General features: G+C 65.6%; 17 protein-coding genes. 12 read left to right on the forward strand and 5 right to left on the reverse strand.

Features of this window, described 5'->3' with window-relative positions:
• Positions 1 to 296 precede the first annotated feature (296 nt).
• Positions 297 to 2,450, reverse strand: coding sequence for a methyl-accepting chemotaxis protein (locus M3O59_RS03085; protein WP_116905080.1), 2,154 nt, complete (start codon positions 2,448 to 2,450; stop codon positions 297 to 299).
• Positions 2,451 to 2,787: 337 nt separating this feature from the next.
• A complete protein-coding gene (locus tag M3O59_RS03090) occupies positions 2,788 to 4,230 on the reverse strand; it encodes a glycoside hydrolase family 5 protein (protein ID WP_116905079.1) in 1,443 nt (480 codons plus the stop codon).
• A 211-nt stretch (positions 4,231 to 4,441) separates the two neighbouring features.
• On the opposite strand from M3O59_RS03090, the gene M3O59_RS03095 reads away from it, so the two are divergent.
• From M3O59_RS03095 to hemC, 8 genes are all read left to right on the forward strand, one after another.
• A complete protein-coding gene (locus M3O59_RS03095; protein ID WP_181920449.1) occupies positions 4,442 to 5,929 on the forward strand; it encodes a SulP family inorganic anion transporter in 1,488 nt (495 codons plus the stop codon).
• 230 nt (positions 5,930 to 6,159) lie between these two features.
• Positions 6,160 to 7,140 carry a GGDEF domain-containing protein gene (locus M3O59_RS03100; RefSeq protein WP_181920448.1) on the forward strand — a complete coding sequence of 327 codons (981 nt, stop codon included), beginning with the start codon at positions 6,160 to 6,162 and terminating at the stop codon, positions 7,138 to 7,140.
• Between the two features lie 168 nt (positions 7,141 to 7,308).
• The gene (locus M3O59_RS03105; protein WP_116905077.1) at positions 7,309 to 8,961 is read left to right on the forward strand and encodes a M28 family metallopeptidase; all 1,653 of its coding nucleotides are present in this window, start codon (positions 7,309 to 7,311) and stop codon (positions 8,959 to 8,961) included.
• A gap of 636 nt (positions 8,962 to 9,597) precedes the next feature.
• Positions 9,598 to 11,496, forward strand: a complete 1,899-nt coding sequence (gene mdoH, locus M3O59_RS03110; RefSeq protein WP_239686988.1) for a glucans biosynthesis glucosyltransferase MdoH — start codon at positions 9,598 to 9,600, stop codon at positions 11,494 to 11,496.
• A gap of 149 nt (positions 11,497 to 11,645) precedes the next feature.
• Positions 11,646 to 12,314: an alpha/beta hydrolase gene (locus tag M3O59_RS03115; protein ID WP_064632475.1), complete on the forward strand. Its 669-nt coding sequence runs from the start codon at positions 11,646 to 11,648 to the stop codon at positions 12,312 to 12,314.
• Positions 12,315 to 12,318: 4 nt separating this feature from the next.
• A complete protein-coding gene (locus M3O59_RS03120; RefSeq protein ID WP_116905076.1) occupies positions 12,319 to 13,371 on the forward strand; it encodes a sensor histidine kinase in 1,053 nt (350 codons plus the stop codon).
• 30 nt (positions 13,372 to 13,401) lie between these two features.
• Positions 13,402 to 14,139 carry a LytR/AlgR family response regulator transcription factor gene (locus tag M3O59_RS03125; protein WP_064632479.1) on the forward strand — a complete coding sequence of 246 codons (738 nt, stop codon included), beginning with the start codon at positions 13,402 to 13,404 and terminating at the stop codon, positions 14,137 to 14,139.
• Between the two features lie 30 nt (positions 14,140 to 14,169).
• Positions 14,170 to 15,084 carry a hydroxymethylbilane synthase gene (hemC, locus tag M3O59_RS03130; protein ID WP_116905075.1) on the forward strand — a complete coding sequence of 305 codons (915 nt, stop codon included), beginning with the start codon at positions 14,170 to 14,172 and terminating at the stop codon, positions 15,082 to 15,084.
• 46 nt (positions 15,085 to 15,130) lie between these two features.
• Here the strand turns inward: hemC and M3O59_RS03135 are convergent, their stop codons facing one another.
• Positions 15,131 to 15,931 (reverse strand): DUF481 domain-containing protein, encoded by an 801-nt coding sequence (locus M3O59_RS03135; RefSeq protein ID WP_064632483.1) that lies wholly within the window; start codon positions 15,929 to 15,931, stop codon positions 15,131 to 15,133.
• Between the two features lie 463 nt (positions 15,932 to 16,394).
• On the opposite strand from M3O59_RS03135, the gene M3O59_RS03140 reads away from it, so the two are divergent.
• The gene (locus tag M3O59_RS03140) at positions 16,395 to 17,360 is read left to right on the forward strand and encodes a helix-turn-helix transcriptional regulator (RefSeq protein ID WP_064632485.1); all 966 of its coding nucleotides are present in this window, start codon (positions 16,395 to 16,397) and stop codon (positions 17,358 to 17,360) included.
• A gap of 204 nt (positions 17,361 to 17,564) precedes the next feature.
• Here M3O59_RS03140 and M3O59_RS03145 read toward each other — a convergent pair whose 3' ends face one another.
• Positions 17,565 to 18,134 (reverse strand): lipocalin family protein, encoded by a 570-nt coding sequence (locus tag M3O59_RS03145; protein WP_064632487.1) that lies wholly within the window; start codon positions 18,132 to 18,134, stop codon positions 17,565 to 17,567.
• A gap of 361 nt (positions 18,135 to 18,495) precedes the next feature.
• Between M3O59_RS03145 and M3O59_RS03150 the strand changes: the two genes are divergently transcribed.
• Both M3O59_RS03150 and M3O59_RS03155 read left to right on the forward strand, forming a co-directional pair.
• Positions 18,496 to 18,807, forward strand: coding sequence for a hypothetical protein (locus tag M3O59_RS03150; RefSeq protein ID WP_116905074.1), 312 nt, complete (start codon positions 18,496 to 18,498; stop codon positions 18,805 to 18,807).
• 69 nt (positions 18,808 to 18,876) lie between these two features.
• The gene (locus M3O59_RS03155; protein WP_116905073.1) at positions 18,877 to 20,970 is read left to right on the forward strand and encodes a prolyl oligopeptidase family serine peptidase; all 2,094 of its coding nucleotides are present in this window, start codon (positions 18,877 to 18,879) and stop codon (positions 20,968 to 20,970) included.
• A gap of 286 nt (positions 20,971 to 21,256) precedes the next feature.
• Here M3O59_RS03155 and M3O59_RS03160 read toward each other — a convergent pair whose 3' ends face one another.
• The gene (locus M3O59_RS03160; protein ID WP_116905072.1) at positions 21,257 to 22,441 is read right to left on the reverse strand and encodes a pyridoxal phosphate-dependent aminotransferase; all 1,185 of its coding nucleotides are present in this window, start codon (positions 22,439 to 22,441) and stop codon (positions 21,257 to 21,259) included.
• Between the two features lie 109 nt (positions 22,442 to 22,550).
• On the opposite strand from M3O59_RS03160, the gene M3O59_RS03165 reads away from it, so the two are divergent.
• Entirely contained in the window at positions 22,551 to 24,686 is a 2,136-nt protein-coding gene (locus tag M3O59_RS03165) for a S9 family peptidase (protein ID WP_147308439.1), read from the forward strand.
• The last annotated feature ends 365 nt before the right edge of the window (positions 24,687 to 25,051 follow it).

Raw genomic sequence — 25,051 nt, forward strand, 5'->3', positions numbered from 1 at the left:
CGCCGACTGTCGGTACGTATGCTTGTTCGTCGATGCATCTCTTCGTTTAGTAATGCATTGGTGCGTGCATTGACGCCTTCCGGCTACCGGGCACCCTCACCCCAACCCCTCTCCCGGCGGGAGAGGGGTCTTGGCACGCGTAGCTTCGCTATTCCTTCTCCCCCCGGGAGAAGGTGCCCGAAGGGCGGATGAGGGTACGGATGCAGATGCATCTAAAGCGCTTGCTGATGCAGATTCGGCCTTCGGGCCACCCTCACCCCAACCCCTCTCCTGCAGTGAGAGGGGCTTAAGCATCATTAGGCTGCCTGCTCGGCCACTCGCCGCTTCGCATGCACCGGGGCCTGCGCCGGCACCAGCCGGAACACCGCCACCGCACGGGTCAGATCCGCGGCCTGGTCTTCCATGCTGCGCGCTGCCGCGGTGGCTTCTTCCACCAGTGCCGCGTTTTGCTGGGTCATTTCGTCCAGCTGCATCACCGTGGTGCTGACCTGTTCGATGCCGGCACTTTGTTCGGTACTGGCGGCGGTGATCTCGGCCATGATGTCGGTGACGCGCTTCACCGAGCTGACCACCTCGGTCATGGTGCTGCCCGCCTGTTGCACCAGGTTCGAGCCTTGCGCCACTTTCTCCACCGAATCGGAAATCAGCTGTTTGATTTCCTTGGCGGCACCTGCCGAGCGCTGCGCCAGGGCGCGTACTTCGGTGGCCACCACGGCAAAGCCGCGGCCTTGTTCGCCCGCGCGCGCCGCTTCCACGGCCGCATTCAACGCCAGGATATTGGTCTGGAAGGCGATGCCGTCGATGACGCCGATGATGTCGGAAATGCGCGCCGACGAGCGCGTGATCGCCTGCATGGTGCTCACCACTTCCTGCACCACGCGGCCACCGCTTTCGGCCACTTCGCCAGTGCCCTTGACCAACTGATTGGCCTGGCGCGCGTTGTCGGCGTTCTGGCGGACGGTGGATGTGAGTTCTTCCATCGAGGCGGCGGTTTCTTCCAGATTCGCAGCCTGATGTTCGGTACGCGTGGACAGATCGGCATTGCCGCTGGCGATCTCGCCTGCTGCGGTGTTGATCATCTCGGCCGAATGCTGGATGCCCTGCACGATGCTGGTCAATTGAATGGCGGTGCGGTTGGCCGCGTCGGCCAGACGCCCGAACGCGCCTTCGTAATGCGACTCCACGCGCTGCGACAGATCGCCGTCGGCGATGGCGGCCATGATGCGGCCTACATCGTCCAGCCCGGCATCGGCCTGCTGCATCAACCGGTTCAAGGCCTGCACCATTTCCGCAAACGCGAACTGGTAGCGGGCCTGCTCGCCACGCGCAGAGAAATCCCCGCGTGCAGCCGCATCGGCCAGACGCGCGATGTCGCTGTTGATGGCCGACAGATTCTCTTTGACGGTATCCAGCGCTTGATGCAAGGCGGCGCGCTGGCCGGGCAGGCGACGCATGTCGCGGCGTAGATCGCCGCGGCCGTAGTCGCTCATCACGTCCATCGCTTCGTTGATGGCATCCAGATGTTCGAACACCACCGTGTTCACGCCGTGCGCCAGCGTGCCGTAATCGCCGGGGAAATCCTCCGGAATGCGGTGTGCGATGTTCTCGCCCTGCTGCAGCCGGATCATGGTCTGCATCTCGCCGTTGAAGCGCTGCAACTGGTTCTGCATCTGCTGCATGCTGTGCATCAGCTGGCCGGTTTCATCGCGCGATTCAACCCGGATGTCGTTGTCGAAGCGGCCCGAGGCAATCGCTTCCGCTGTGCGCGAGGCGGCACGCAGCGGCGCGGCCATGGCCGAGGCGATCAACCAGCACAGGCCGATCACCAGCGCCACCAATGCACCGCCGATCAAGGTCAAGGTGCGCGTGAATCCCCAGGCCTGCACTTGAATGTCTTCGGCATAGACGCCCATCACCAGCACCCAGTTCCAGGCCGGGAAGGTCCTGGCGTAGCTGATCTTGGGCAGCTGTTCCTTCTTGCCCGGCTTGGGTGCGTCGTAATAGCTGAAGCCATCGCCGCTGTCGATGGCGGTCTTGATGTCGCGATACACGTATTGCCCGGCATCGCTCTTGTAGTCGCTCATGTCGGTACCGACGGCGCGCTTGGGATGCATCAGGATGCGCATCTGCGGGTCGACGATGAAGAAATAATCCACGCCATCGTTGGTGCGCATGTCCGCCAGCGTGGTGCGCGCCGCTTCCTTGGCCTGGTCCAGGCTCAGTTCACCGGCTTTGACCTTGTCGGCGTAGTGTTGCATCACGGTCAGGCCCATCTCCACCTCGGTCCTGACGCTGAGCTTGCGCGCCTCCACCAGGTCCAGATATTGCAGACGTGCGGCAGCCATCGCCAGCAGGATCACGCCCACCGTCAACAGCGTGCACAACAGCACGAACTTGCGGGTGAGCGGCAGATTGGCAACGTGACGACGTAACAGGGAGACAACGAGCATGGCAACGCCATCCAGAACGCGCCGAAGCGCATGTAATAGATAGCGGCTGATGCACGCAGGTGTTGAACACTATCTGCGGCAGCGCCTGCTTGTGCGAGACATTCTGCGTCACTGCCATGTAGGAGCACCCTTGGGCGCGATGCGGCGTTATCGACAACGCTGCATCGCGCCCAAGGGCGCTCCTGCTTTGTTTCTACAGACATCTGCTTTAGTCAGCCCGGTTGCAACAACGACATGCCTCAATCAAACGTGCTGCATGTCGCTATGGCGTGCAGCGCAGACTGCTGCAGTCTGCGCTGCACCGTTGGGCGCGAGCTGCATGCCCAGCGCGTGTCGATCAACCTGCCGCGCAGAAGCCGAATTCGGCGCTTGCACCGGCAGCCAGGGTGCGGTTGAAATCCACGCCGCTGGCCTTAAGCGTGCTGCCGCTTTGCGACCAGGTGACATTCCAGGCGTTATTGACGGTGCCGGTGACTGGTAGCGAGATCGTCCAGGTGCCGCTGGCGGTGCCGGTGTTGGTGACCTGCACGCGATTGCAATAGCCACCGTTCCACTGGCTGTCCACGGTCACCTTGGTGCTGAAGCCAGCGCTAGGCGTCGGCGTCGGCGTTGGGGTAGGCGTGGGCGTCGGGGTTGGTGTGGGCGTCGGCGTCGGCGTGGTGCTGCTCACCGTGCCCCACAAGGTGCGCAGCAGCGTCATCTTGTCCTGGCGCACGGTGGTCCAGTCGTCGCGCAGGATGCCGCCGGTGTCGCCGCTGTTGGGGTTCCACGACCAGTAGAAGCCTTCGTTGATGCCCTTGCTGCGCAGGTACTTGACCAACGCGTCCTGCCACACCTTGTCGCGTGCATCGCCTTCGCCGTACTTGCCGCCGAATTCGCCCAGCAGCAGCGCGTACTTGCCGGCGAACTGGCCGAAATGGCGGTCCCAGATGGCCGGCATGTTGTTGGGGAAGTTGCTGTCGTTGAAGTACGACTGCACGAAGACATCCGGGCCGTACACGTGCGGTGCCAGCAGCAGGCGGTTGGCCGGAATGTTCAGCGGGGTGCAGGCCAGCGGCTGCAGGTTGCCGCCCCAGAAGATGCCGCCGTTGGTCGAGCACACCGGGTTGTCGGTGATGCCTTCCACCGCGATGATCCACTTCGGCGCCACGGCCAGCACCGCGGCCGAACCGCGCTCGGCGGCCTTGTTCCAGTCGGTGGCGGCGTTGCCGGTGCCCCAGGTCGCGGCGCCGTGCGGTTCGTTCTTAAGATCCAGGCCGAGCACGTACGGCACGTTCTTGTAGCGGTTGGCCACAAAGCGCAGGTCGGCCAGCCACTGGGCTTCGGTGTAGGAGCCGGTGTACCAGAGCTCGGAGATGCCGGCGCAGTCGGGGGTGTGGTGATCCAGCAGCACATACATGCCGCGTGCGTTGAACTCGTTGATCACCTTGTCCAGGATCTGCAGCGAGGTCAGGCCCTGCAGGTCGGCATTGCGGCTGTAGTCGATGCTGCTGGGCATCTGGTCGCTACGCAGCGTGGCCGGGCAGAACGGCAGGCGCACGGCGTTGAAGCCCAGGCCCTGCATCTGCACGATCATGTCCTTCCAGTTGCGCGCCCACAGGCCATGCATGACGTGATTGCCGGTCTCGAAGCCGAAGACGTTGACGCCCTTGAGCTGCACCACCTTGCCGTTGTCGTCGACAATTTTGTTGTTGCTGATGGAATAGCTGAAGGCCGGTGCGGCGGTCAGCGCCAATGCAGTGGCCAGCGCAAGCGTACTTGCAGTTCTGAAGATGGACATGATGATCTCCCTAAATAGCCGAGCTCGACAACCGAGCGCGGCGAAGGGGGGCATCTTGGTCTGCGGCCGCGTCGCTTGGCGTGATCGCAGCCACAGAAAAGCGCATTGGCGCACCGGTCACACCCAGGCTGCGGGCAGGGTCGCTTTCCCGCACACTATCGCCGCTGCGCGCTGTCCGCAGGCTGTCCTTTCTGTCCCTGGAGTGTCTCCAATGTCCTTGTTGCGTGCCGAATTGGCGCAATGGCGCGCCTCGCCCGCGCGCGAACTGATGGCCGGTGCGGTCGCAACATTTGCACTGATTCCCGAAGTGATCGCCTTCGCCTTCGTGGCAGGCGTCGACCCGCAGGTCGGCCTGTTCGCCTCCTTCGTGATCGGCATCGTGATTGCGTTCTGTGGCGGACGCCCGGCGATGATTTCTGCTGCGGCCGGCTCGGTGGCGCTGGTGGCTGCACCGCTGGTGGCCGCGCACGGGCTGCCGTATCTGCTGGCAGCCGGGTTGCTGGCCGGTGCGGTGCAGATCCTGTTCGGGCTGTTGCGGCTGGGCGTGCTGATGCGCTTTGTCAGCAGCTCGGTGCGCACCGGCTTCGTCAATGCGCTGGCGGTGCTGATCTTCGCGGCGCAATTGCCGCACCTGCTCGGCGCCAACCTCACCACGTGGGTCATGCTGGGCGTGGGCCTGGCCATCATCTACGGCCTGCCGCGGTTGCGCGTGCCCGGCCTGTCGGCGATTCCCTCGCCGCTGCTATGCATTCTGCTGCTCACCGTTGCCGGCAGCGCGCTGCAGTTGCCGCTCAAGACCGTGGCCGACCTGGGCAAGCTGCCGAACGCGCTGCCGTTCCTGCAATGGCCGGCGGTGCCGCTGACGCTGGAGACGCTGCGCATCATCGCGTTGCCGGCCTTGGCCATCGCCATGGTGGGCCTGCTCGAATCGCTGATGACGGCGCGCGTGGTCGATGAACTCACCGATACGCCCAGCAACAAGAACCGCGAATGCACCGGGCTGGGCATCGCCAATGCGGCGGCCAGCCTGTTCGGCGGCATTGCCGGCTGCGGCATGATCGGGCAGACCGTGGGCAACGTGAAGTACGGCGGCCGTGGCCGGCTCTCCACGTTGTTTGCCGGCGTGTTCCTGCTGATCCTGATGGTGCTGCTCAAACCGTGGGTGTCGCAGGTGCCGGTGGTGGCGCTGGTGGCGATCATGGTGATGGTGTCGGCGGAGACCTTCGACTGGCGCTCGCTGCGCACCGTGGTGACCCATCCGCGCACCTCCAGCGTGGTGATGCTGGCCACCGTGGCGGTGACCTTGATCACCCACAATCTGGCAGCGGGCGTGGCGGTGGGCGTGCTGCTGAGCGGGGTGTTCTTCACCTTCAAGGTGGCCGGGCTGCTGCAGATTGCCCACAGCGACGGCGCGGACGGCGTGCGCACCTACACCGTGCGCGGGCAGGTGTTCTTCGCCTCGGCCGATGTGTTCATCGACGCCTTCGACGCACGCGAGGTGCCCGGCCGCGCGGTGCTGCTCGATGTGGGCCGCGCGCATTTCTGGGACATCACCGCGGTGGCGGCCCTGGACAAGGTGGTGCAGCGCTTGCGCCATCACGATCTGGAGGTGCAGGTGAAAGGGTTGAACGCCGGCAGCCGGCGCCTGATGCAGCGGCATGCGCTGGGCGAGGACGCGCTGGAGTCGGCGTTGCCCTGAACTGCGGTTACGCAGGGGCGCGCCCAGCGTGCATGCGGCGCGCGCATTGCGGGCTGTCCGTGCGCTGAGCGCAGCTGCGGGCAAGCTCAAGTTCGGGTGGGCAACGCCGATGATCCGACATCCTCATTGCCAGTCGTTGCCGTGATGCCAGTGCGTTCCACCCCGAGATGTGTGCCTGCGTGCCTTACCCGGCACTGCGGGACCATGTCCGTGCACGGGTTGGCGCGGCCATGACCAACGCACCGTTGCTGGAGCGCATGGTGGACCTGACCGCCATCCGCGACGCCGATCTGCTCGATCTCAGCCTGTTGCGCACCGTGCGCGAGGTCTGCGCGGCCGAAGAACTCTCGTTGCTGCGCATCGCCCCGGACGGCCGCAGCATGGCCGAAACCCGCCTGCGCGAAGACGGCCGGCTGTCGCTGACGGTGGCCGATATCCACGATGCGCAGACGCGTGCGCAGCTGGCCGAGGTGCACGGGCCGGGCGAGGTGGTGCAGCTGCAGGAAGACGGCCGCGCCTTGCTGGTCTATCCGATGATGGAAGCGCGCGGCATCCGCACCTGCCTGCGAGTGGGTGGCGCGCGTATTCCCGGCGTTGCCGAGCAGACCATGCTGCAGGGCTTTACGCGCTTGTTCCAGAATTACCGCAGCCTGCTCGACGACGCCCAGCGCGACGCACTCACCGGCCTGCGCAACCGCAAGACCTTCGACGATGTGATCCTGCGGCTGTTTGCCGGTGGTGCCGACTCTTCAACGGAGCAGGGCGTGTGGCTGGGCATCGTGGACATCGATCACTTCAAGCGCGTCAACGACACCTTCGGGCATCTGTACGGCGACGAGGTGTTGCTGCTGGTCGCCCAGTTGATGCAGCGTGCATTTCGCCAGGACGATCTGCTGTTTCGCTTCGGCGGCGAAGAGTTCGTGATCGTAGTGCGCGGCGTGGACCGCGACACTGCCGTGAGTCTGTTCGAACGGTTCCGGCTGGCCGTGGCCAAGCACCTGTTCCCGCAGGTGGGCCAGGTCACGCTCAGTACCGGCATCGTCGCGCTGACCCATGGCCGGCTGATCAGCGAAATGCTGGACGAGGCCGACAAGGCGCTGTACTGGGCCAAGCAAAACGGCCGCAATCGCGCCGCTGTCTATGCCGAATTGATCGCCGGCGGGCAATTGCAACAGGTCGTGCAACCGGTGGCCTGCGTCGATCTGTTCTGAGCCATCGCGGCACATTGAAACCGGCTCGCGGCCTGCGCGCGGCTGACACAGGCACCAACGTTCATCCACGCAGATCGCACTCGCAGCGACGCATCGGCACGCCGGCATGTATCGGCCCACACGCGATGCTGGCTACACTCCAGCGCTATCCATGATACGGGGTGTGCAATGAAGCGAGTTGCCGTAGGACTTCTGGCGATGGCGGTCTCGACCGCACTGATGGCGGCCACGCCGAGTTTCGATGGTGCGCGCATCTCGCGCGACGTCAAGGAGCTGGCCTCCGACGCCTATGAAGGCCGCGGTCCGGCCACCGCCGGCGAGGAAAAGACCATTGCCTACCTGAGCAAGCAGTTCGCAGACGCCGGCCTGCAGCCGGGCGGTGATCTGACCGACGGCAAGCGCGCCTGGACGCAGGCGGTGCCGCTGCGCCGCGCGGATATCGCCGGCACGCCGACCATCGCCCTGCAGCATGCCGGCAAGCCGCAGGCGCTGACCCAGGGCAAGCAGATCGCCATCCGCGCCGCGCTGGATGGCTCGTCCAAGGTCGACATCGCCAACGCACCGCTGGTGTTCGTCGGCTACGGCGTCAAGGCGCCCGAGCGTGACTGGGACGACTTCAAGGGCGTGGACCTGAAGGGCAAGATCGCGGTGGTGCTGATCAACGATCCGGATTTCGAAACCGGCAAGGGCGCGTTCGACGGTGCCGGCATGACCTACTACGGCCGCTGGACCTACAAGTACGAAGAAGGCGCCCGCCAGGGCGCGCTCGGCGTGCTGGTGGTGCACGAAACCGCGCCCGCCTCCTATGGCTGGGACACCGTGGCCAGCTCCAACACCAACACCATGTTCGATGTGGTGCGCGACAACCCGCGCAGCGCGCATCCCACCCTGGAAGGCTGGATCCAGCGCGATCTGGCCTCCGCGCTGTTCAAGCACGCCGGGCTGGACTTCGACACCTTGAAGAAGCAGGCGCAGACGCGCGGCTTCACGCCGGTGGAACTCAAGGGCCAGGGGCTGAGCGCCAGCTACCAGGTCAAATCCGACGTGATCACCTCGCACAACGTGGTCGCACGGCTGCCAGGCAGCACGCATCCGGATGAAACGCTGATCTACAGCGCGCATTGGGACCACATCGGCGTCGGCAAGCCGGACGCACGCGGTGACACCATCTTCAACGGCGCGCTGGACAACGCCAGTGGCACCGCCGCACTGCTGGAGCTGGCGCGCGGCTTTGCCGCCGGCCCCAAGCCGCAGCGCTCGGTGGTGTTCCTGGCGGTCACCGCCGAGGAAAAAGGCCTGCTGGGCTCGGAGTTCTACGCCTCCAAGCCGCTGTATCCGCTGGACACCACCGTGGCGGTGATCAACATGGACGGCATGAGCCCGTTCGTGCCATCGCGCGATTTCGGCATCTACGGCACCGCAAAACTCGAGCTGCTCGACCAACTGAAGAGCGTCGCCGCGGCGCAATCCAAACTGCGCTACACGCCCGATCCCAAGCCGCAGGCCGGGTATTTCTTCCGTTCCGACCACTTCTCCTTCGCCAAGCGCGGCGTGCCGGCGCTGTCGTATGCAGCCGGGCAGGATTGGGAAGTAGGCGGCGTGGCGGCAGGCAAGGCCGCATCGGACGACTACACCGCCAAGCGCTATCACCAGCAAGGCGACGAGTGGAAGCCGGATTGGACCTTCGCCGGCGCCGCACGCGATCTGGGTGTGCTGTACACGCTGGGCCAGCAGCTGGCCGATTCGCGGCAGTGGCCCAACTGGAGCAGCGATTCGGAGTTCCGCGCCACCCGCGATGCCAGCGAGGCGGCGCGCAAGTAACAATGAAGGCACCCGTCAACTGTCTGGTGCGGTGCCCTTGCCGATTGCGGGACCGTTGGCGGCATGGATGCCGCCAACGAGCCTCCAGGGACGGATTAACGGTGTGTCCCGCGAGCGGTGAGGGCACCGCGCACTCGACCAGCCCTGCTTTGATCCCCGGTCTTTGACCGCATCCAAGCAACGCAACAACCCAACGCCAACGCTCCGTCAGTGCAACCGATTGCACGTCATGGCACACCACTTGCACATCTTCTTCGTGACAGCCTGACAAGCGGCCCGTGACAGCGCGTGTGGCAGGCTGCAATCTGTTGGGGTTGCGTTCGGTCGCTGCGGCGTAGTCTGCCGCGCGGTCCTCGTCGGGAGGGGCGGAGACCGCAAATGCGGCCTTCGTTCCTTTAACGGTCGATTCTTTAAGATGCGCTGCGACGTCAGGTCGCAGCCAGGAGAGCTTGTGCATCGGAGTGGTTTCAGAGCGTCTTGGTCGCACGCCATCGGGTTTGCCCGCGTGGCCGCGTGCCAGGCAATATCGCACTGCATGGCGGGGATGGATCTCCCGTTTCAGCCCGCACTGTCGCCCCCGCGCGACGGGCAGCCCTGATGGATGGCACCGTGACTCTTCCCCCCGCACCAACTGCAATGCCCCCTATTTCCGCCCTTGATGCCGGCCAGCCCACGCTGCCGCCGGAAGCACCGTTGGCGATGCCCGAACAAAACCTGCGCGAGGGCAAGCTGCAGGTTCCGCACCAGCGCACCTCACCGGTCGGCATCGGCGTGCGGCGCTTCTATTTGATCGGCGGCACCTTCGCCACCACCGCCATTGCAGTGTGGGTGATGCTCAGCGTGCTGTGGCCCGACGGCATCAGCGTGCTGGAAGGCTGCCTGCTCGGCCTGTTCGTGCTGCTGTTCGCCTGGATCGCCATGTCGTTTGCCAGCGCGGTGGCCGGTTTCGTCACTGTGGTGGCGCGCGCCGGGCGCAAGCTCGGCATCGACCCGGAACAACCGCTGCCCACGCTGCGCTCGCGCACCGCGTTGCTGATGCCGACGTATAACGAAGACCCGCGCCGGCTGCTGGCCGGCCTGCAGGCGATCTACGAATCGGTGGCCGAAACCGGCCAGCTGGAGCACTTCGATTTCTTCGTGCTCAGCGACACCACCCGCGATCACATCGGCGCTGCCGAAGAACTGGTTTACAACGAACTGTGCGACCGCGTCGACGGGCACGGCCGAATCTTCTACCGCCGCCGCGCCGACAATGCCGCGCGCAAGGCCGGCAACGTGGCCGACTGGGTGCGCCGCTTCGGTGGCAGCTACCCGCAGATGCTGATCCTGGACGCCGACAGCGTGATGACCGGCGACACCATCGTGCGGCTGGTTGCCGGCATGGAAAACAACCCGGACGTGGGCCTGATCCAGACCCTGCCGGCAGTGGTCAACGGCCAGACCCTGTTCGCCCGCATGCAGCAGTTCGGCGGCCGCGTGTACGGGCCGATCATCGCCTTCGGCGTGGCCTGGTGGCATGGCGCCGAAAGCAATTACTGGGGCCACAACGCCATCATCCGTACCCAGGCCTTCGCCGATCACGCCGGTCTGCCGTCGTTGCGCGGGCGCAAGCCGTTCGGCGGGCATGTGCTCAGCCACGACTTTGTCGAAGCGGCGCTGATGCGCCGCGGCGGTTGGGCCATGCACATGGTGCCGTACCTGCAGGGCAGCTACGAAGAAGGCCCGCCCACACTGACCGACCTGCTGATCCGCGACCGCCGCTGGTGCCAGGGCAATCTGCAGCACGCCAAGGTGGTCAGCGCCAAGGGCCTGCACTGGATCAGCCGCATGCACATGCTGATCGGCATCGGGCATTACTTCACTGCGCCGATGTGGGGCCTGCTGATGCTGATCGGCATCGGCATTCCGCTGGCGGGCGGCGGTATCGATCTGGCCGGCAACCTGCCGTTCTCGCCGGCGCGCTACTGGCATGGCAGCAGCCAGGGCAATGCGATCTGGATCTTCGTCTGCACCATGTTCGTGCTGCTGGCGCCCAAGCTGCTGGGCTATATCGCGCTGCTGCTCAACCCGCGCGAACTACGCGCCTGCGGTGGTGCCATCCGCGCCATGCTGAGCATCCTGCTGGAAACCGTGCTGGCCGCCTTGATGGCGCCGGTGGTGATGTACCTGCAGTCGCGCGGCGTGTTCGAAGTGCTGGCCGGCAAGGATTCCGGTTGGGATGCCCAGGTGCGCGACGACGGCAAACTCTCTTGGCCAGCCTTGCTGCGCAGCTATGGCGGGCTGACCGTGTTCGGCCTGTTCATGGGCGCGGTGGCCTACACGGTGTCGCCGTCGTTGGCGGCCTGGATGGCGCCGGTGATCGTGGGCATGGCGTTGTCGATCCCGGTGGTGGCGCTGACCTCGCTGCGTCGCAGTGGCCTGGCGTTGCGCCGCGCCGGCATCTTCTGCATCCCGGAAGAGCTCGACCCACCCAAGGTGTTGGTGCGTGCGTCCGAGCTGCGCCGCGCCGCCGCACTGGAACCTTCGCTGATCTGAGCGCGCGCTGGCATCGTCCACCAGCGATCGATATCGGCGCGCGCCGAGACGCGCGTGGCTCCCGGCACTGCGTTCCTGCCGCCCCGCCGTGGCGTGATCGGGCCAGCGTGTCGCGCAAGGCATAATGCCCAGCCCGCAAGCGGAGCTGGATGATGCTGGAAGTGATCGAACGCGAGACCGGACCGAACCCGCAATGGAGCGTGCTGTGGCTGCACGGCCTGGGCGCCGATGGCAGCGATTTCGCCCCGATGGTGCCGGAGCTGGTGCGCCCGCAATGGCCGGCGCTGCGTTTCGTATTTCCGCATGCGCCGATCCGCCCGATCACCATCAACAACGGTGTGCGCATGCGCGGCTGGTACGACATCGTCGGCATGGACTTCGCCAGCCGTGCCGACAAGGCCGGCATCGCCGAATCCGTGGCCCAGGTCGAAGCCTTGATCGCCCATGAGCAGACCCGCGGCACGCCGCCGGAGCGCATCCTGCTGGCAGGCTTCTCGCAAGGCGGCGCGGTGACCCTGGCCGTTGGCCTGCAGCGCAGCGTGCCACTGGCCGGGCTGATCGCCATGTCCACCTATCTGCCGGATCCGGCCGCGGCCGCCAGCCAGTTGCAGCCGGCGGCCCTGCGCCAACCGCTGTTCATGGCCCATGGCACCGCCGACCCGGTGGTGCCGCTCGCGGCCGGCCAGGCCAGCATGCAGACCTTGCGCACGCTGGGCTTCGCACTGGACTGGCACACCTATCCGATGGGGCACCAGGTCTGTCTGGAAGAGATCGAGGCCCTGCGCGACTGGATGCAGGCGCGCTTCACCGCCGCCTGAGCCCATGGCCCAGCGCGCGCCACAGATCGCCTGGATGCCGGACCTGTGCCGGCTGCCCCGGCTGGGCGCGATGCTGGGCCTGGCCGAACTGGTGGTGCTGGTGGTGACCCTGGTGCCCGATGCCGGCGCCGCGCGCAGCATCACCCTGTCGCGGTTTATCTCGGCCAGCGGCCTGGCGTTGTGGCTGGCATTGGCGGTCAGCGTGCTGCTGTGCGTATTGCGCCCCGGGTTGTCGCGGTTGCCGCCCAAGCTGGGCGGGTTGGCCGCATTGTCGACTGCCGCGGTGGTGGCGGTGCTGGGGGCCAGCATCGTGCATGGCCTGTATGCGGTGCTCGGCCAGGCGCCGCTTGGCCCCTTGGTCGGCTTCTGGCGGTTCACCCTGGGCAGCGCGGCCACGGTGGTGTTGATCACTGCGCTGGCGCTGCGCTATTTCTACGTCAGCGACCGCTGGGAGGCGCAGGTGCAGGCCAACGCGCGCGCCAAGGCCGACGCCCTGCAGGCGCGCATCCGCCCGCACTTCCTGTTCAACAGCATGAACCTCATCGCCAGCCTGCTGCGGCGCGACCCGGTGGTGGCCGAGCAGGCGGTGCTGGATCTGTCGGATCTGTTCCGCGCCGCGCTGGGGGCCGGCGAGGGCGTCTCGACCCTGCGTGCCGAATGCGAACTGGCCGAACGCTATCTGGCGATCGAATCGCTGCGCCTGGGCGAGCGCCTGCAGGTGCGCTGGCACCGCCAGGAGCCGTTGCCCTGGGAGCTGCCGATGCCGCGCCTGGTGCTGCAGCCGCTGGTCGAAAATGCCGTGCTGCATGGCGTCTCGCGCATGCCCGAGGGCGGTACGCTGTACCTGTCGTTGCGTCAGCGCGGCAGCCAGCTGCAGATCCGTATCGTCAACCCGGCCCCGCAGCCCGGCACCCAGTTGCCGCTGCTGGCCGGCGCCGGGCACGCCCAGGCCAGCATCTCGCACCGGCTGGCGTTCCAGTTCGGTGCCGGGGCACGGATGGCGGCCAGCTGGACTGAAGGCTACTATGCCTGCGAGATCACATTGCCGCTGCCGTGAGGGGAAAGTCACTGCAGCGAGGGGGAGTCCATGACGGCCACGCAAGTGCGGGTGCTGATCGCCGATGACGAGCCACTGGCGCGCGAGCGCCTGCGCATGCTGCTGGGCGAGCATCCGCAGGTCGAGGTGATCGGCGAGGCCGAAAACGGCCAGCAAGTGTTGCAGCAGTGCGAACACCTGCACCCGGATCTGGTGCTGCTGGATATCGCCATGCCCGGTGTCGACGGCCTGGAAACCGCACGTTTGCTGCGCCAGAGCCAGCCGCCACCGGCGGTGGTGTTCTGCACCGCCTACGACCAGCACGCGTTGTCGGCATTCGATGCGGCCGCGCTGGATTACCTGATGAAACCGGTGCGCCCGGAACGGCTGGCCGCGGCCCTGGCAAAAGTGGCCACCTTCCTGGCCGGCCGCGCGCCCGGCACTGCGCCCAGGCCGCTGCGCACCCATCTGTGCGCCCGCCTGCGTGGCAGCCTGCGGCTGATCGCCATCGGCGACATCCGCTACCTGCAGGCCGAAGAGAAGTACGTCATCGTCCACCACACCCGTGGCGAGGACCTGATCGAAGAGTCGCTCAAGTCATTGGAGGACGAATTTGCCGACCGCCTGGTGCGTATCCATCGCAATTGTCTGGTGGCCCGCGACGAACTGGTGGAGCTGCGCCGCAGCGGCGATGGCCAGGTGCACGCGGTGTTGCGCAGCGTGCCGCAGCCCCTGGAAGTGAGCCGGCGTTGCGTGGCCAGCCTGCGCGATCAATTACGTCAACTGTGAGTTCCGCGCCGGCTCCGCGATAATGCCGGGATGACCACGCTCCGTATCGCCACCCGCAAAAGCCCGCTCGCCCTCTGGCAGAGCGACCACGTCGCCACCGCGCTGCGTCAGCACCATCCCGGACTGGAGGTGGTGCTGGTGCCGATGAGCACCCGCGGCGACGAGGTGCTGGACCGCTCGCTCGCGGCGATCGGCGGCAAGGGCCTGTTCCTGAAGGAACTGGAGCTGGCCATGCTGCGCGGCGAGGCCGATTGCGCGGTGCATTCGCTCAAGGACGTGCCGATGGAACTGGACGCCCCGTTCGTGCTGCCGGCGATCCTGGAGCGCGGCGACCCCGCCGATGCGCTGGTGTCCAATCTCTACGCCAGCCTGCAGGCGCTGCCGCTGGGCGCGCGCGTGGGCACCTCCTCGTTGCGCCGCCAGGCGCAGCTGCGCGCCGCGCGCCCGGACCTGGAATTGATCGACCTGCGCGGCAACGTCAACACGCGTCTGGCCAAGCTCGACAACGGCGGCTACGACGCCATCGTGCTGGCCTGCGCCGGTCTGCAGCGGCTCGGCCTGGACGCACGCATCACCGCGCGGCTGGACGCGCCGGAGTGGTTGCCGGCGCCGGCGCAGGGGGCGGTGGCGGTGGAATGCCGCGGCGACGATGCGCGCATCCACAGCCTGCTGGCAGTGCTGGATGCCGGCCGCACGCGCGCCTGCGTGGAAGCCGAGCGGGCCATGAATCGCGCGCTGCACGGCAGTTGCCACGTGCCGGTGGCCGCGTTCGCGCGCTGGGAAGGGCAGGGCCTGTTCCTGCAGGGCATGGTCGGCAGCGCCAGCGACGGCCGGCTGATCCACGCGCAGGCACACGGCAGCGCCGATGACACCGAAGACCTTGGCCGCCGCGTCGCGCAAGGCTTGTTCGACAAGGGCGCCGCCCAGCTGCTGGCCGAGTTGTAACGCCGCTGACGACCTGCAGTGCGTTCCGACGTTCTGGTAGCTGCTCTTACTTGAAGGTATAGACCAGGTTGACCGTGGTCAGCGTGTCGGTCTTCTTGTCGCCGTCGCTGACCTCGCTGTTGTGGCGCATCTGCCAGGCGGCCTTGAGCGCGAAATGCGAGTTCATGCTGACCTGTACGCCGAAGTCGTTCTGCGCATAGGTGTTGTATTCGCCCGATTCCACCAGCAGCGTGTTGATCAGATCGGTGTTGTCGGTGACGGTGTATTTCAGGTCGAACAGGCCACGGCCGATCAGCCCGGTCTCGTTGCGGTCTTCGTCGCTGTTGTGCGCGCGGCGCACACCCGGGCCCACCTGCGCGTCCAGATAAAAGCGATCGGCGTTGATCAGGCGCGTGCCGTAGCCGATACCGAAGGTGGCCAGCCGGTCGTAGGTGGCGAAGTCATCGTGTTCGTAGCGGCCGGTGGCGGTGAGCTGGCGGTGTTCGCCCAGCTGCAAGGCGCTGCCGACGCTGCCGGTGTAGCGCTCGGCGGTGGTCTGGCGCTCGCGCTCGGTGCTGCCGTCGTCGTTGGTGTTGGTGTATTCCGAACTCGAACGCAGCGCGGTGGCATCCAGGCTGTGGATCCAGTCGCCGTCGGTGTAGCGCAGGCGCACGCGGCCATTGAGGCTGTCGGTGGTGCTGTTGCCGTGCGCGGCGGCGTAACCAAGCTCGCCGCTGCTACCGCCCCAGGGCGAGGGCATCAGCGCTGCGGCCGGGTCTGCCGGCGCCGGTGCGACCGCCTGGGCCCACACGGCGGGCGTGATCAACAACAGCGGCAACAGGGCAGACAACGGGGCACGGCGGGACATGGGCGGCTCGCTTTGAGGGACAGGGCAGGGGTGAAAGCGATTTCATGATAACGGACTGTGCGGCACGTCATAACCGGATGAACGCCGCGCTTCATTGGGGGTTCGGTCGGCAAGCGGGCTGGGCCGGAGCGCTCTGGCAGGTGGCGTGCAAACTGGCGGCGGCAAGAGAGATCCGGGTGCGCGACGTGGCGGGATCGCAGTGACCCGGGAGGTTGCGTGCAGATGGCAACCGGCGGTGGTGGTTCGGGCGCCGCAGGTGGCGTGGCGCAGAGCGACCTGCCGAGTTGCGTGCGTGCAAGCGGCGACGGCGACACGCGTGGATGCTGCTGGGTGGATGTTGCGACCGACACGACAGACCACGCACCTGCCCCGGACGTAACCTGGCCCTGTCGCCAATCCCCGATCCCAATCCCCTGACGGCGACGCTCACCCCGTCGCGCAAAGACTCGGACATAATCGACGCATGGACCGCTACGAACGCATCAACTCCCTGCATCGCTTGCTCAAGTCGGCACGCTACCCGGTCACGGTGGCGCGGCTGCAGGATGAGCTGAGCTGTTCCCGTGCAACCGTGTACCGCGACCTGGCGTTTCTGCGCGATGCGCTGATGGCGCCGGTGGAAGGCGACGGCGAATCCGGCTTCCGCTATCTCTCCGGCGAAAGCGATCGCTTCGAATTGCCCGGCCTGTGGCTGAGCTCGGAAGAACTGCACGCGCTGCTGGCCTCGCAGCAATTGCTCGCGCGCACCGGTGGCGGGGTGCTGTCCTCGATGCTGGCGCCGCTGCAGCAACGTATCGAAGGCTTGCTGGCTGCGCAGGCCGGCGTGTCGCAATGGCCGGTGGACCGGGTACGGGTGATTCCGCACCGCGGCCGCAAGCTGGACGAAGCCAGCTTCCGCACCGTGGCCTCGGGCGTGCTGGAGCGCAAGCAGCTGAGCTTCGATTACCGCGCGCGCTCCACCGACGAATCGACCAAGCGCACGGTGTCGCCGCAGCGCATCACCCACTACCGCGACAACTGGTACCTGGATGCCTGGGACCACGGCCGCGACGGCGTGCGCAGCTTTGCGGTGGACCGCATCAATCACGCGCGCCTGCTCGAGACCGCGCCGCGCGATGTGCCCGACAGCGAACTGGACGAACAACTTGCCGCCAGTTACGGCATTTTTTCCGGTGCGCCCAAGGGTTGGGCGACCATCGTGTTCAGCGCCAAGGCCGCGCGCTGGGTGGCCGACGAGCACTGGCATTCCAAGCAGCAGGGGCGGTTCCTGCCCGATGGCCGTTACGAGCTCAAATTGCCGTACAGCAATTCGCGCGAGTTGCTGATGGACGTGCTGCATTACGGCTCGGATGCGGAGATCGTCGAGCCCATCTCGCTGCGCGAACAGGCCAAGGCGTTGTTGTCGCTGGCGCTGAGCAATTACGACTGAGCCGAACTGGCCGCGTCCGCACGTTTGTCTTGCGCGCATGTGGTGCGGTCTTCAGCGGCATGCAGGCTGGCGAGCACTCTATTCGCCGCAGGTGCACTGCCGACGGTTTTGCCGCTCGCACAGCGCTGGTCACCGGCGCCTGCGCGATGACGCTTGCACGCCAAGTGCGTGGCCAAGCCGTCGAAGCGTACCGGCAGCGCTGGCTCAGCGCTTGTTCGGCACTTCAAAGCCCAGGCGGTCCACCTGCTCGCGCAGCTGCGGCACGCGCTTGAGTTTGTCGGTGTAGATGGAATAGTCGTCGCGCATCTTGTTGACCAGCGCGCGGTACTGGTCGAGGCTCATGTCCGGCTTGCGCGAGAAGATCCAGGCCAGATCGCGTCCCGGATAGGAGATCAACATCCATGAGCCATCCGGTGCGATTTCCAGAATGCGCTGCTTGGCCGGGATCACCTTGTAGAACCACACCCGCCAATCGCGATTGCCGCTGTCTGCATCCACCGACGCGCGTGCGCTGACTTCCTTTTCCGGCTCGCCAAAGCCGTCGCGGTACAGATAGCGCACCGCCACCTTGCCGTCTTCGACCAGCGTGTACTCGTCGCGGCTGGTCACGTGGCCGCGCTCGACCGGGTTGGGCATGCGCGCAATCACGTACCAGGTGCCCATGATCTTGGACAGATCGATCGCCGGCTCGGCGGTGGACGTGTCCTTGGCGTGCGCCACGGGCAGGCCGAGGACGAGCAGGAAGGCGAGGGCGATCGTAACGGTCAGGCGCATCGCAACATCACAAAGGGGCAATAGGTACAGCACACTACCGCATGCAGGGGGCAAGTTCGCGTCAACGGCCCGGTCTGGCGTCGGCGACAGCGTCATCGGCAGTAGATCGTTGCCGGCCGGAGGGCGATGGACGTTGGTCTGGCGCGGCCGGTGCGGCGCAAGGCGGTATTGCAGAAGGTTGAAAGCCGGCGCGGCCAACTCTCAGCCCTCGCTCCCCAATCCCCAATCCCCGCCGCAAAGCACATCATGCAGCGCCGGACCCCGCGCGGCTCAACCTTTCGCCTCCCAGGTCGCAATCGGTGAGATGGAGGCAGGCAATTCTGCCGGCCTGTCTTCATCCCTTCTGCCACGGAGTGCCGCCATGTCGCATCGTCCTTCCTCTCGTTCCGACCGTCCCGATCCGCGGGTGCTGCGCCCGGTGCGGCAGATCGCCCTCGCTGGCCTGGCGCTGTTGCTGGTGTGGCCGGCCGCGCGTGGGCACAGCGAGTGGATCGGCTGGCTGCCGCTGTGGCTGGTGGGCATGCCGATGCTGGCCTGGTGGAGCTTGCACCGCTTCGCGCTGCCCACGCTGGCCCGGTCGGGCCAGCGGCGGGCCTTGCCGCGTCGGCGCGGTCCGCAGGCGCAGCGCCGGCGTGTCGCTTCGCGGACAGCGACACCTGCGCGGGCGGCCTGACCTTCGGCAGGGGAGGCCGGGCAAAGGGCTGTGTTAGGTTTTCCGGCATTGGTTTTTCAGGAAAAATACATGCCCAAGTTCGCCTCGATCTGCCTGGTTGCCGGCCTGATCGCCGCTGGCGCCGTCTCTGCAGAGGAAACCGCCGTGTCCAACGATCCCTACGCCTGGTTGGAAGATGTCACCGGCGCCAAGCCGCTGGACTGGGTCAAGGCCCAGAACGCCAAGGCCGAAACGCGCCTGGCCACCACGCCGGCGTTCAAGCAGATGGAGACCAGCATCCGCGAAGTGCTGGATTCGGACGCCAAGATTCCCGGCGTGCAGAAGATCGGCGCGTACTACTACAACTTCTGGAAGGACAAGCAGCACGAGCGCGGCCTGTGGCGGCGCACCACGCTGGACGAATACCGCAAGCCGGCGCCCAAGTGGGAAACGGTGCTCGACCTGGACGCGCTCAACAAGGCCGAGGGCGAGAACTGGGTCTGGCATGGCGCCGATTGCCTGCGCCCGGAGTACCAGCGCTGCCTGATTGCGCTGTCGCGCGGCGGCGCCGATGCCGATGTCACTCGCGAGTTCGATCTGGCCGGCAAGCAGTGGGTCAAGGACGGCTTCTTCCGCCCGGAGTCCAAGGGTGGGCTGGGCTGGATCGACCAGGACACGGTCTATGTGTTCACCGATTTCGGTGCCGGCAGCATGACCAGCTCCGGCTACCCGCGTATCGCCAAGCAGTGGAAGCGCGGCACGCCGCTCAGCGCCGCCTCGGTGGTGTACGAAGGCAAGCCGACCGACATGTACATCGCGGCGATGCACGACGACACGCCCGGCTTCGAGCGCGACTTCGTCAGCCGCACCCTGGCCTTCTACAACGACGAGCTGTATTTCAAGGGCGCCGATGGCAAGTTGGTCAAGGTGGATGTGCCCAATTCGGCCAGCAAGTCGGTCAAGCGCCAGTGGCTGACATTGGAGTTGCGCGAGCCCTGGACGGTGGGCGGCAAGACCTACAAGTCCGGCTCGCTGCTGGCCACGCGCTTTGACGATTACATGGCCGGCAAGCGCAACATCGAGGTGCTGTTCGAGCCCACCGACACCACCTCGCTGGCCGGTGTGGCGTGGACCAAGTCGCATCTGGTGTTGAACGTGCTGGAAGACGTCAAGAACCGCCTGAGCGTTGTCACCCCATCGCAGGATGGCTGGAAAAAAAGCGCCTTCGTCGGTGCGCCTGCGTTCGGCACGGTCGATGTCAGCGCGGTGGACAGCGACGACAGCGACGCACTGTGGTTGACCGTCACCGATTACCTGACTCCCACCACGTTGTCGTGGGTGGACGTGGGCACTGCACCGCAGCCGCTCAAGACCATGCCGGCGTTCTTCGATGCCGGCAAGGACACCATCGAGCAACACTTTGCCACCAGCAAGGACGGCACCCGCGTACCGTATTTCCTGGTGCGCCCCAAGGCGTTGAAGCTCGATGGCAGCGCACCGACGTTGCTGTACGGCTACGGCGGTTTCGAAATTTCGATGACGCCCAATTACTCAGGCGGTCTGGGGCGCGCCTGGCTGGAAAAGGGCGGCGTGTACGTGGTGGCCAACATCCGCGGCGGCGGCGAATACGGCCCGCGCTGGCACCAGGCCGCACTCAAGCAGAACCGCCACAAGGCCTATGAAGACATGGCGGCGGTGGCCAAGGATCTGGTGGCGCGCAAGATCACCTCCACCAGGCACCTGGGCGTGCAGGGCGGCAGCAACGGCGGCCTGATGACCGGCAATATGCTCACCCAGTATCCGGAACTGTTCGGTGCCGTAGTGGTGCAGGTGCCGCTGCTGGACATGAAGCGCTACAGCCACCTGCTGGCCGGCGCGTCATGGATGGCCGAATACGGCAACCCGGATACCGATGACTGGAAATTCATCCAGACCTTCTCGCCGTACCACCTGTTCGATGCGAACAAGACCTACCCGCCGGTGATCTTCCTCACATCCACCCGCGATGACCGCGTGCACCCGGGCCACGCGCGCAAGATGGCGGCCAAGATGATCGAGGCCGGCAAGGACGTGACCTATTACGAAAACATCGAAGGCGGCCACGGTGGTGCGGCCAATAACGCGCAGGCCGCGCATATGGCAGCGCTGGCGTACAGCTTCCTGTGGGAGCGGTTGGCGGATTGATGCGGTATTGATCGAACGCAAATCCGCAACTTGATTTTTTTCAATAGGTTGTGTCGAACAAGGCCCTGGGCCGAGTGGCCCAGGGCTTTTTTGTTATTTCCTTCTCCCACCGGGAGAAGGTGCCCGAAGGGCGGATGAGGGTACGGGCACACGCAGAACCGGGCATCCATGAGTGCACAAGTACAACTGCAGCGCCTGAAAACAGCTGCTTTTATCGACCGCATCGAGCGATGCTGCGGCCAAGCGCAGCTATAGCGATAAGCCGTACAAACCGCGCGTCATGTCATCAAAAATGCTGCAACCCACGCGCAATCCGTTCCACCGCCTGCTCAAGCCGCGGCAGGCTCTGGGTGTAGGCAATGCGCACGTGCTGGCTGGCGCGGTGGAAGCCAAAGTCGATGCCGGGGGTGAAGGCGACATGTTCGGTCTCCAGAAAGTGCGCGCAAAACGCCTGCGCATCGTCTGAAAATCTGCTGATGTCGGCATAGAGATAAAACGCGCCTTGCGGCTCGACCGCGATGTCGAACCCCAACGTACGCAGCGCCGGTAACAGGTAATCGCGGCGTTGCTGGAACTGCGCGCGGCGCGCTTCGAAGATGGCGATGCTTTCGGGCGTGAAGCAGGCCAGTGCGGCGTGCTGGGCAATCGTCGATGCGCTGATGTAAAGGTTCTGCGCGAGCTTTTCCAGTTCCGGCACCGCGTCGGGCGGTGCGATCAGCCAGCCCAGGCGCCAGCCGGTCATGCCGAAGTACTTGGAAAAACTGTTCAACACGAATGCGCTGTCGTCCACTTCCAGCACGCTGTGCGCGTCCAGGCCGTAGGTCAGGCCGTGGTAGATCTCGTCCACCACCAAGTGACCGCCGCGCGCATGCAGCGCCTGCGAAAGCGCGGCCAATTGGTCGCGCGACAGCACGCTGCCGGTGGGGTTCGCTGGCGAAGCCACCAAGGCGCCCACGCTGTCGGCGTTCCAGCAGGTGTCCACCAGCGCAGGGGTCAATTGATAATCGGTGGCCGGGCCCACCGGCACCAGTTGCGCGGCGCCCTCCACCAGCCGCAGAAAGTGCCGGTTGCATGGGTAGCCAGGGTCGGCGAGCAGCCAATGCTTGCCCGGATCCACCAGCAGGCTGCTGGCCAGCAGCAATGCGCCAGAACCGCCGGGCGTGACCAGGATCCGCTCCGGATCGATGTCGCATGCGTAGCGCTGCGCATAGAACCCGGCGATCGCCTCGCTCAGCGCCGACAGCCCGCGTGCGGCGGTATAGCGCGTGTGGCCGGCCGCCAATGCGGCCTGGCCGGCGGCGACGATCGGCGCCGCCGTGGTGAAATCGGGCTCGCCGATTTCCAGGTGAATGACGTCGTGGCCGGCCTGTTCGAGCGCATTGGCGCGGGCCAGCAGCGACATCACATGAAACGGGGCGATGTCCTGGCTGCGGCGGCTATACCCGGCTGCGGGCGAAGGCGTTGAGTCCATTGCGAAGATGATAGACCAGCATGACCTAGGACACATGACGCCCGGCGACGGGCTCTTCCACACTCGGGTGCTGGGATGGCATTGCGTTCATCCAACGGACCCCAATCTGATGAAGCCCGTCCTGACTCTTTTGATCGCCAGCCTGATGACCACATCCCCCGCCTTCGCCGCTCCTCCTTCGCCGCCAGACGTCGCCAAGCACCCGCATGTGGTCAAGGCGCCGTTCGGCGCGACCCGCAGCGACGACTATTACTGGTTGCGCGACGACAAGCGCGAAGACAAGGCGATGCTGGCCTACCTCAATGCCGAAAATGCCTACACCGATGCGCTGATGGCGCCGTTGAAGCCATTGGAAGAAACGCTGTATACCGAGATCGTCGGGCGCATCAAGCAGGACGATGCCAGCGTGCCGTACCGCGCGCGTGGCTATTGGTATTACACGCGGTTCGAAACCGGCAAGGACTATCCGATCCAGGCGCGCCGCAAGGGCAGCATGGACGCGCCGGAAGAGATCCTGCTCGATGTCAACCAGATGGCGCAGGGCAAGGGCTATTTCAGCGTCGGCGATGCCGAAGTGAGCCAGGACAACCGCATCCTCGCCTGGGCCGACGATGCTGTCGGCCGCCGTCAATACACCATCCGCTTCAAGAATCTGGACACCGGCGAGATCTATCCGGACACCGTGGAAGGCGTGTCGGCCAATGTGGTGTGGGCCGACGACAACAAGACGCTGTTCTACGTCGAAAACGACCCGGAAACGCTGCTGACCGTGCGCGTGAAAAAGCATGTGCTCGGCACGCCGTCCAAGGACGATGTGCTGGTGTACGAAGAGAAGGACGACAGCTTCTACCTGGGCATCGGCCGCACCCGCGACGACAAGTACATCACCATCTCCGTTGAAAGCACGGTTTCTTCGGAAACGCGCTACGCGCCGGCCGCCAAGCCGGACACGTTCACCGTGCTGGCCAAACGCGAGCGCGATGTGGAATACCACGCCGAGCATTTCGCTGGCCGCTGGGTGATCCGCACCAATGCCGATGACGCCAGGAACTTCAAGCTGGTCACCGCGCCCACCGATGCCACCACGCGCAAGCAGTGGACCGGTTGGGTGGCGCACGACGACAGCGTTTACATCGAAAAATTCGAGTTGTTCGATGGGTTCACTGCCATCGAAGAACGTTCCGGTGGCCTGGAGCGCGTGCGCCTTCAGTTCAACAGTCCGCACCAGGATGGGCAGGCGCTTGCCGGGGAACCGCAATACGTCAAGGCGGATGAGCCTGCGTATTCGATGGGCCTGTCGGTCAATTCCGAGCCAAATACCGCGTGGCTGCGTTACAGCTACACCTCGCTGACCACCCCGGCGACTACCTACGAGCTCAACACCCAGACCGGCGAGCGCAGGTTGCTCAAGCAGCAACCGGTGATCGGCTACGACGCCCGCAACTACGTGACCGAACGCGTGTGGGTGACCGCGCGCGACGGCGTCAAGGTGCCGGTGTCGCTGGTCTATAAAAAAGGCTTCAAGAAAGACGGCAGTGCAGCGCTGTTCCAGTATGCCTACGGCAGTTATGGCGCCTCGATGGACCCGGCCTTCAATCTGCCGGCGATCAGCTTGCTGGACCGCGGCGTGGTGTATGCCATCGCGCATATTCGCGGCGGCCAGGAAATGGGCCGGCAGTGGTACGACGACGGCAAACTGCTGCACAAGAAGAACACCTTCAACGACTTCATCGACGTCACCCGCGGCCTGGTCGCACAGGGCTATGCCGCCAAGGACCGCGTGGCCGCATCCGGCGGTAGCGCCGGTGGCCTGTTGATGGGCGCGGTGGCCAACATGGCCCCGCAGGACTACCGGGTGATGCTGGCGCAGGTGCCGTTTGTCGATGTGGTGACCACCATGCTGGATGCCAGCATCCCGCTCACCACCAATGAATATGACGAGTGGGGCAACCCGGAAAACAAAGAGTATTACGACTACATGCTGTCGTACTCGCCCTACGACAACGTGCGCGAGCAGGCCTACCCGGCGCTGTTCGTGGGCACCGGCCTGTGGGATTCGCAGGTGCAGTACTGGGAGCCGGCCAAGTGGGTGGCCAAGCTGCGCGACGACAATGCCGGCACCCAGCCAATCGTATTCCGCGCCAACATGGAAGCCGGACACGGCGGCAAATCCGGCCGTTTCCGCCGCTATCGCGAGCTGGCCGAGTCGTATGCGTTCGTGCTGGATCAGCTGGGCGTGAAGTGATCTGCAAGGCGAAACGACGCAACCGAGGCTGCGGCTTGAATCCTTCTCCCGTCGGGAGAAGGTGCCCGAAGGGCAGATGAGGGTGCGGTTGCGCGAAGACGCTGCAGCAACGCGATGCCAGCGTTGCTGGATGTCTTGATCGCGCTGTAAAGCCAGAGCTTCAAGCCATCGCTCCAGGCAGCAGCTCCAGGCAGCAGCTTCAAGCAAAGTGTGGCAGGCGCAGTAGGCAAGATCGCCAGCGACTTGCCGGCGCTCGGCTCGGCCCAGCCCGCGTCGACGCTTGTGGCTGGGAGGCTGTGGCACAGCGGCGCAGTTCAACGCGACGCGCCGGCAGCGCGGGCCGCAGCCATCCAGGCGCTCCCCGG

It is taken from the genome of Xanthomonas nasturtii, assembly GCF_023337365.3.
Taxonomy (GTDB): Bacteria; Pseudomonadota; Gammaproteobacteria; order Xanthomonadales; family Xanthomonadaceae; genus Xanthomonas; species Xanthomonas nasturtii.

What these genes read in the sequence shown, in the direction of transcription:
- M3O59_RS03085 (WP_116905080.1), bottom strand. Translation starts at nt 2,450, where the DNA reads ATGCTCGTTGTCTCCCTGTTACGTCGTCACGTTGCCAATCTGCCGCTC.
- M3O59_RS03090 (WP_116905079.1), bottom strand. Translation starts at nt 4,230, where the DNA reads ATGTCCATCTTCAGAACTGCAAGTACGCTTGCGCTGGCCACTGCATTG.
- M3O59_RS03095 (WP_181920449.1), top strand. Translation starts at nt 4,442, where the DNA reads ATGTCCTTGTTGCGTGCCGAATTGGCGCAATGGCGCGCCTCGCCCGCG.
- M3O59_RS03100 (WP_181920448.1), top strand. Translation starts at nt 6,160, where the DNA reads ATGACCAACGCACCGTTGCTGGAGCGCATGGTGGACCTGACCGCCATC.
- M3O59_RS03105 (WP_116905077.1), top strand. Translation starts at nt 7,309, where the DNA reads ATGAAGCGAGTTGCCGTAGGACTTCTGGCGATGGCGGTCTCGACCGCA.
- mdoH (WP_239686988.1), top strand. Translation starts at nt 9,598, where the DNA reads ATGCCCCCTATTTCCGCCCTTGATGCCGGCCAGCCCACGCTGCCGCCG.
- M3O59_RS03115 (WP_064632475.1), top strand. Translation starts at nt 11,646, where the DNA reads ATGATGCTGGAAGTGATCGAACGCGAGACCGGACCGAACCCGCAATGG.
- M3O59_RS03120 (WP_116905076.1), top strand. Translation starts at nt 12,319, where the DNA reads ATGGCCCAGCGCGCGCCACAGATCGCCTGGATGCCGGACCTGTGCCGG.
- M3O59_RS03125 (WP_064632479.1), top strand. Translation starts at nt 13,402, where the DNA reads ATGACGGCCACGCAAGTGCGGGTGCTGATCGCCGATGACGAGCCACTG.
- hemC (WP_116905075.1), top strand. Translation starts at nt 14,170, where the DNA reads ATGACCACGCTCCGTATCGCCACCCGCAAAAGCCCGCTCGCCCTCTGG.
- M3O59_RS03135 (WP_064632483.1), bottom strand. Translation starts at nt 15,931, where the DNA reads ATGTCCCGCCGTGCCCCGTTGTCTGCCCTGTTGCCGCTGTTGTTGATC.
- M3O59_RS03140 (WP_064632485.1), top strand. Translation starts at nt 16,395, where the DNA reads ATGGACCGCTACGAACGCATCAACTCCCTGCATCGCTTGCTCAAGTCG.
- M3O59_RS03145 (WP_064632487.1), bottom strand. Translation starts at nt 18,134, where the DNA reads ATGCGCCTGACCGTTACGATCGCCCTCGCCTTCCTGCTCGTCCTCGGC.
- M3O59_RS03150 (WP_116905074.1), top strand. Translation starts at nt 18,496, where the DNA reads ATGTCGCATCGTCCTTCCTCTCGTTCCGACCGTCCCGATCCGCGGGTG.
- M3O59_RS03155 (WP_116905073.1), top strand. Translation starts at nt 18,877, where the DNA reads ATGCCCAAGTTCGCCTCGATCTGCCTGGTTGCCGGCCTGATCGCCGCT.
- M3O59_RS03160 (WP_116905072.1), bottom strand. Translation starts at nt 22,441, where the DNA reads ATGGACTCAACGCCTTCGCCCGCAGCCGGGTATAGCCGCCGCAGCCAG.
- M3O59_RS03165 (WP_147308439.1), top strand. Translation starts at nt 22,551, where the DNA reads ATGAAGCCCGTCCTGACTCTTTTGATCGCCAGCCTGATGACCACATCC.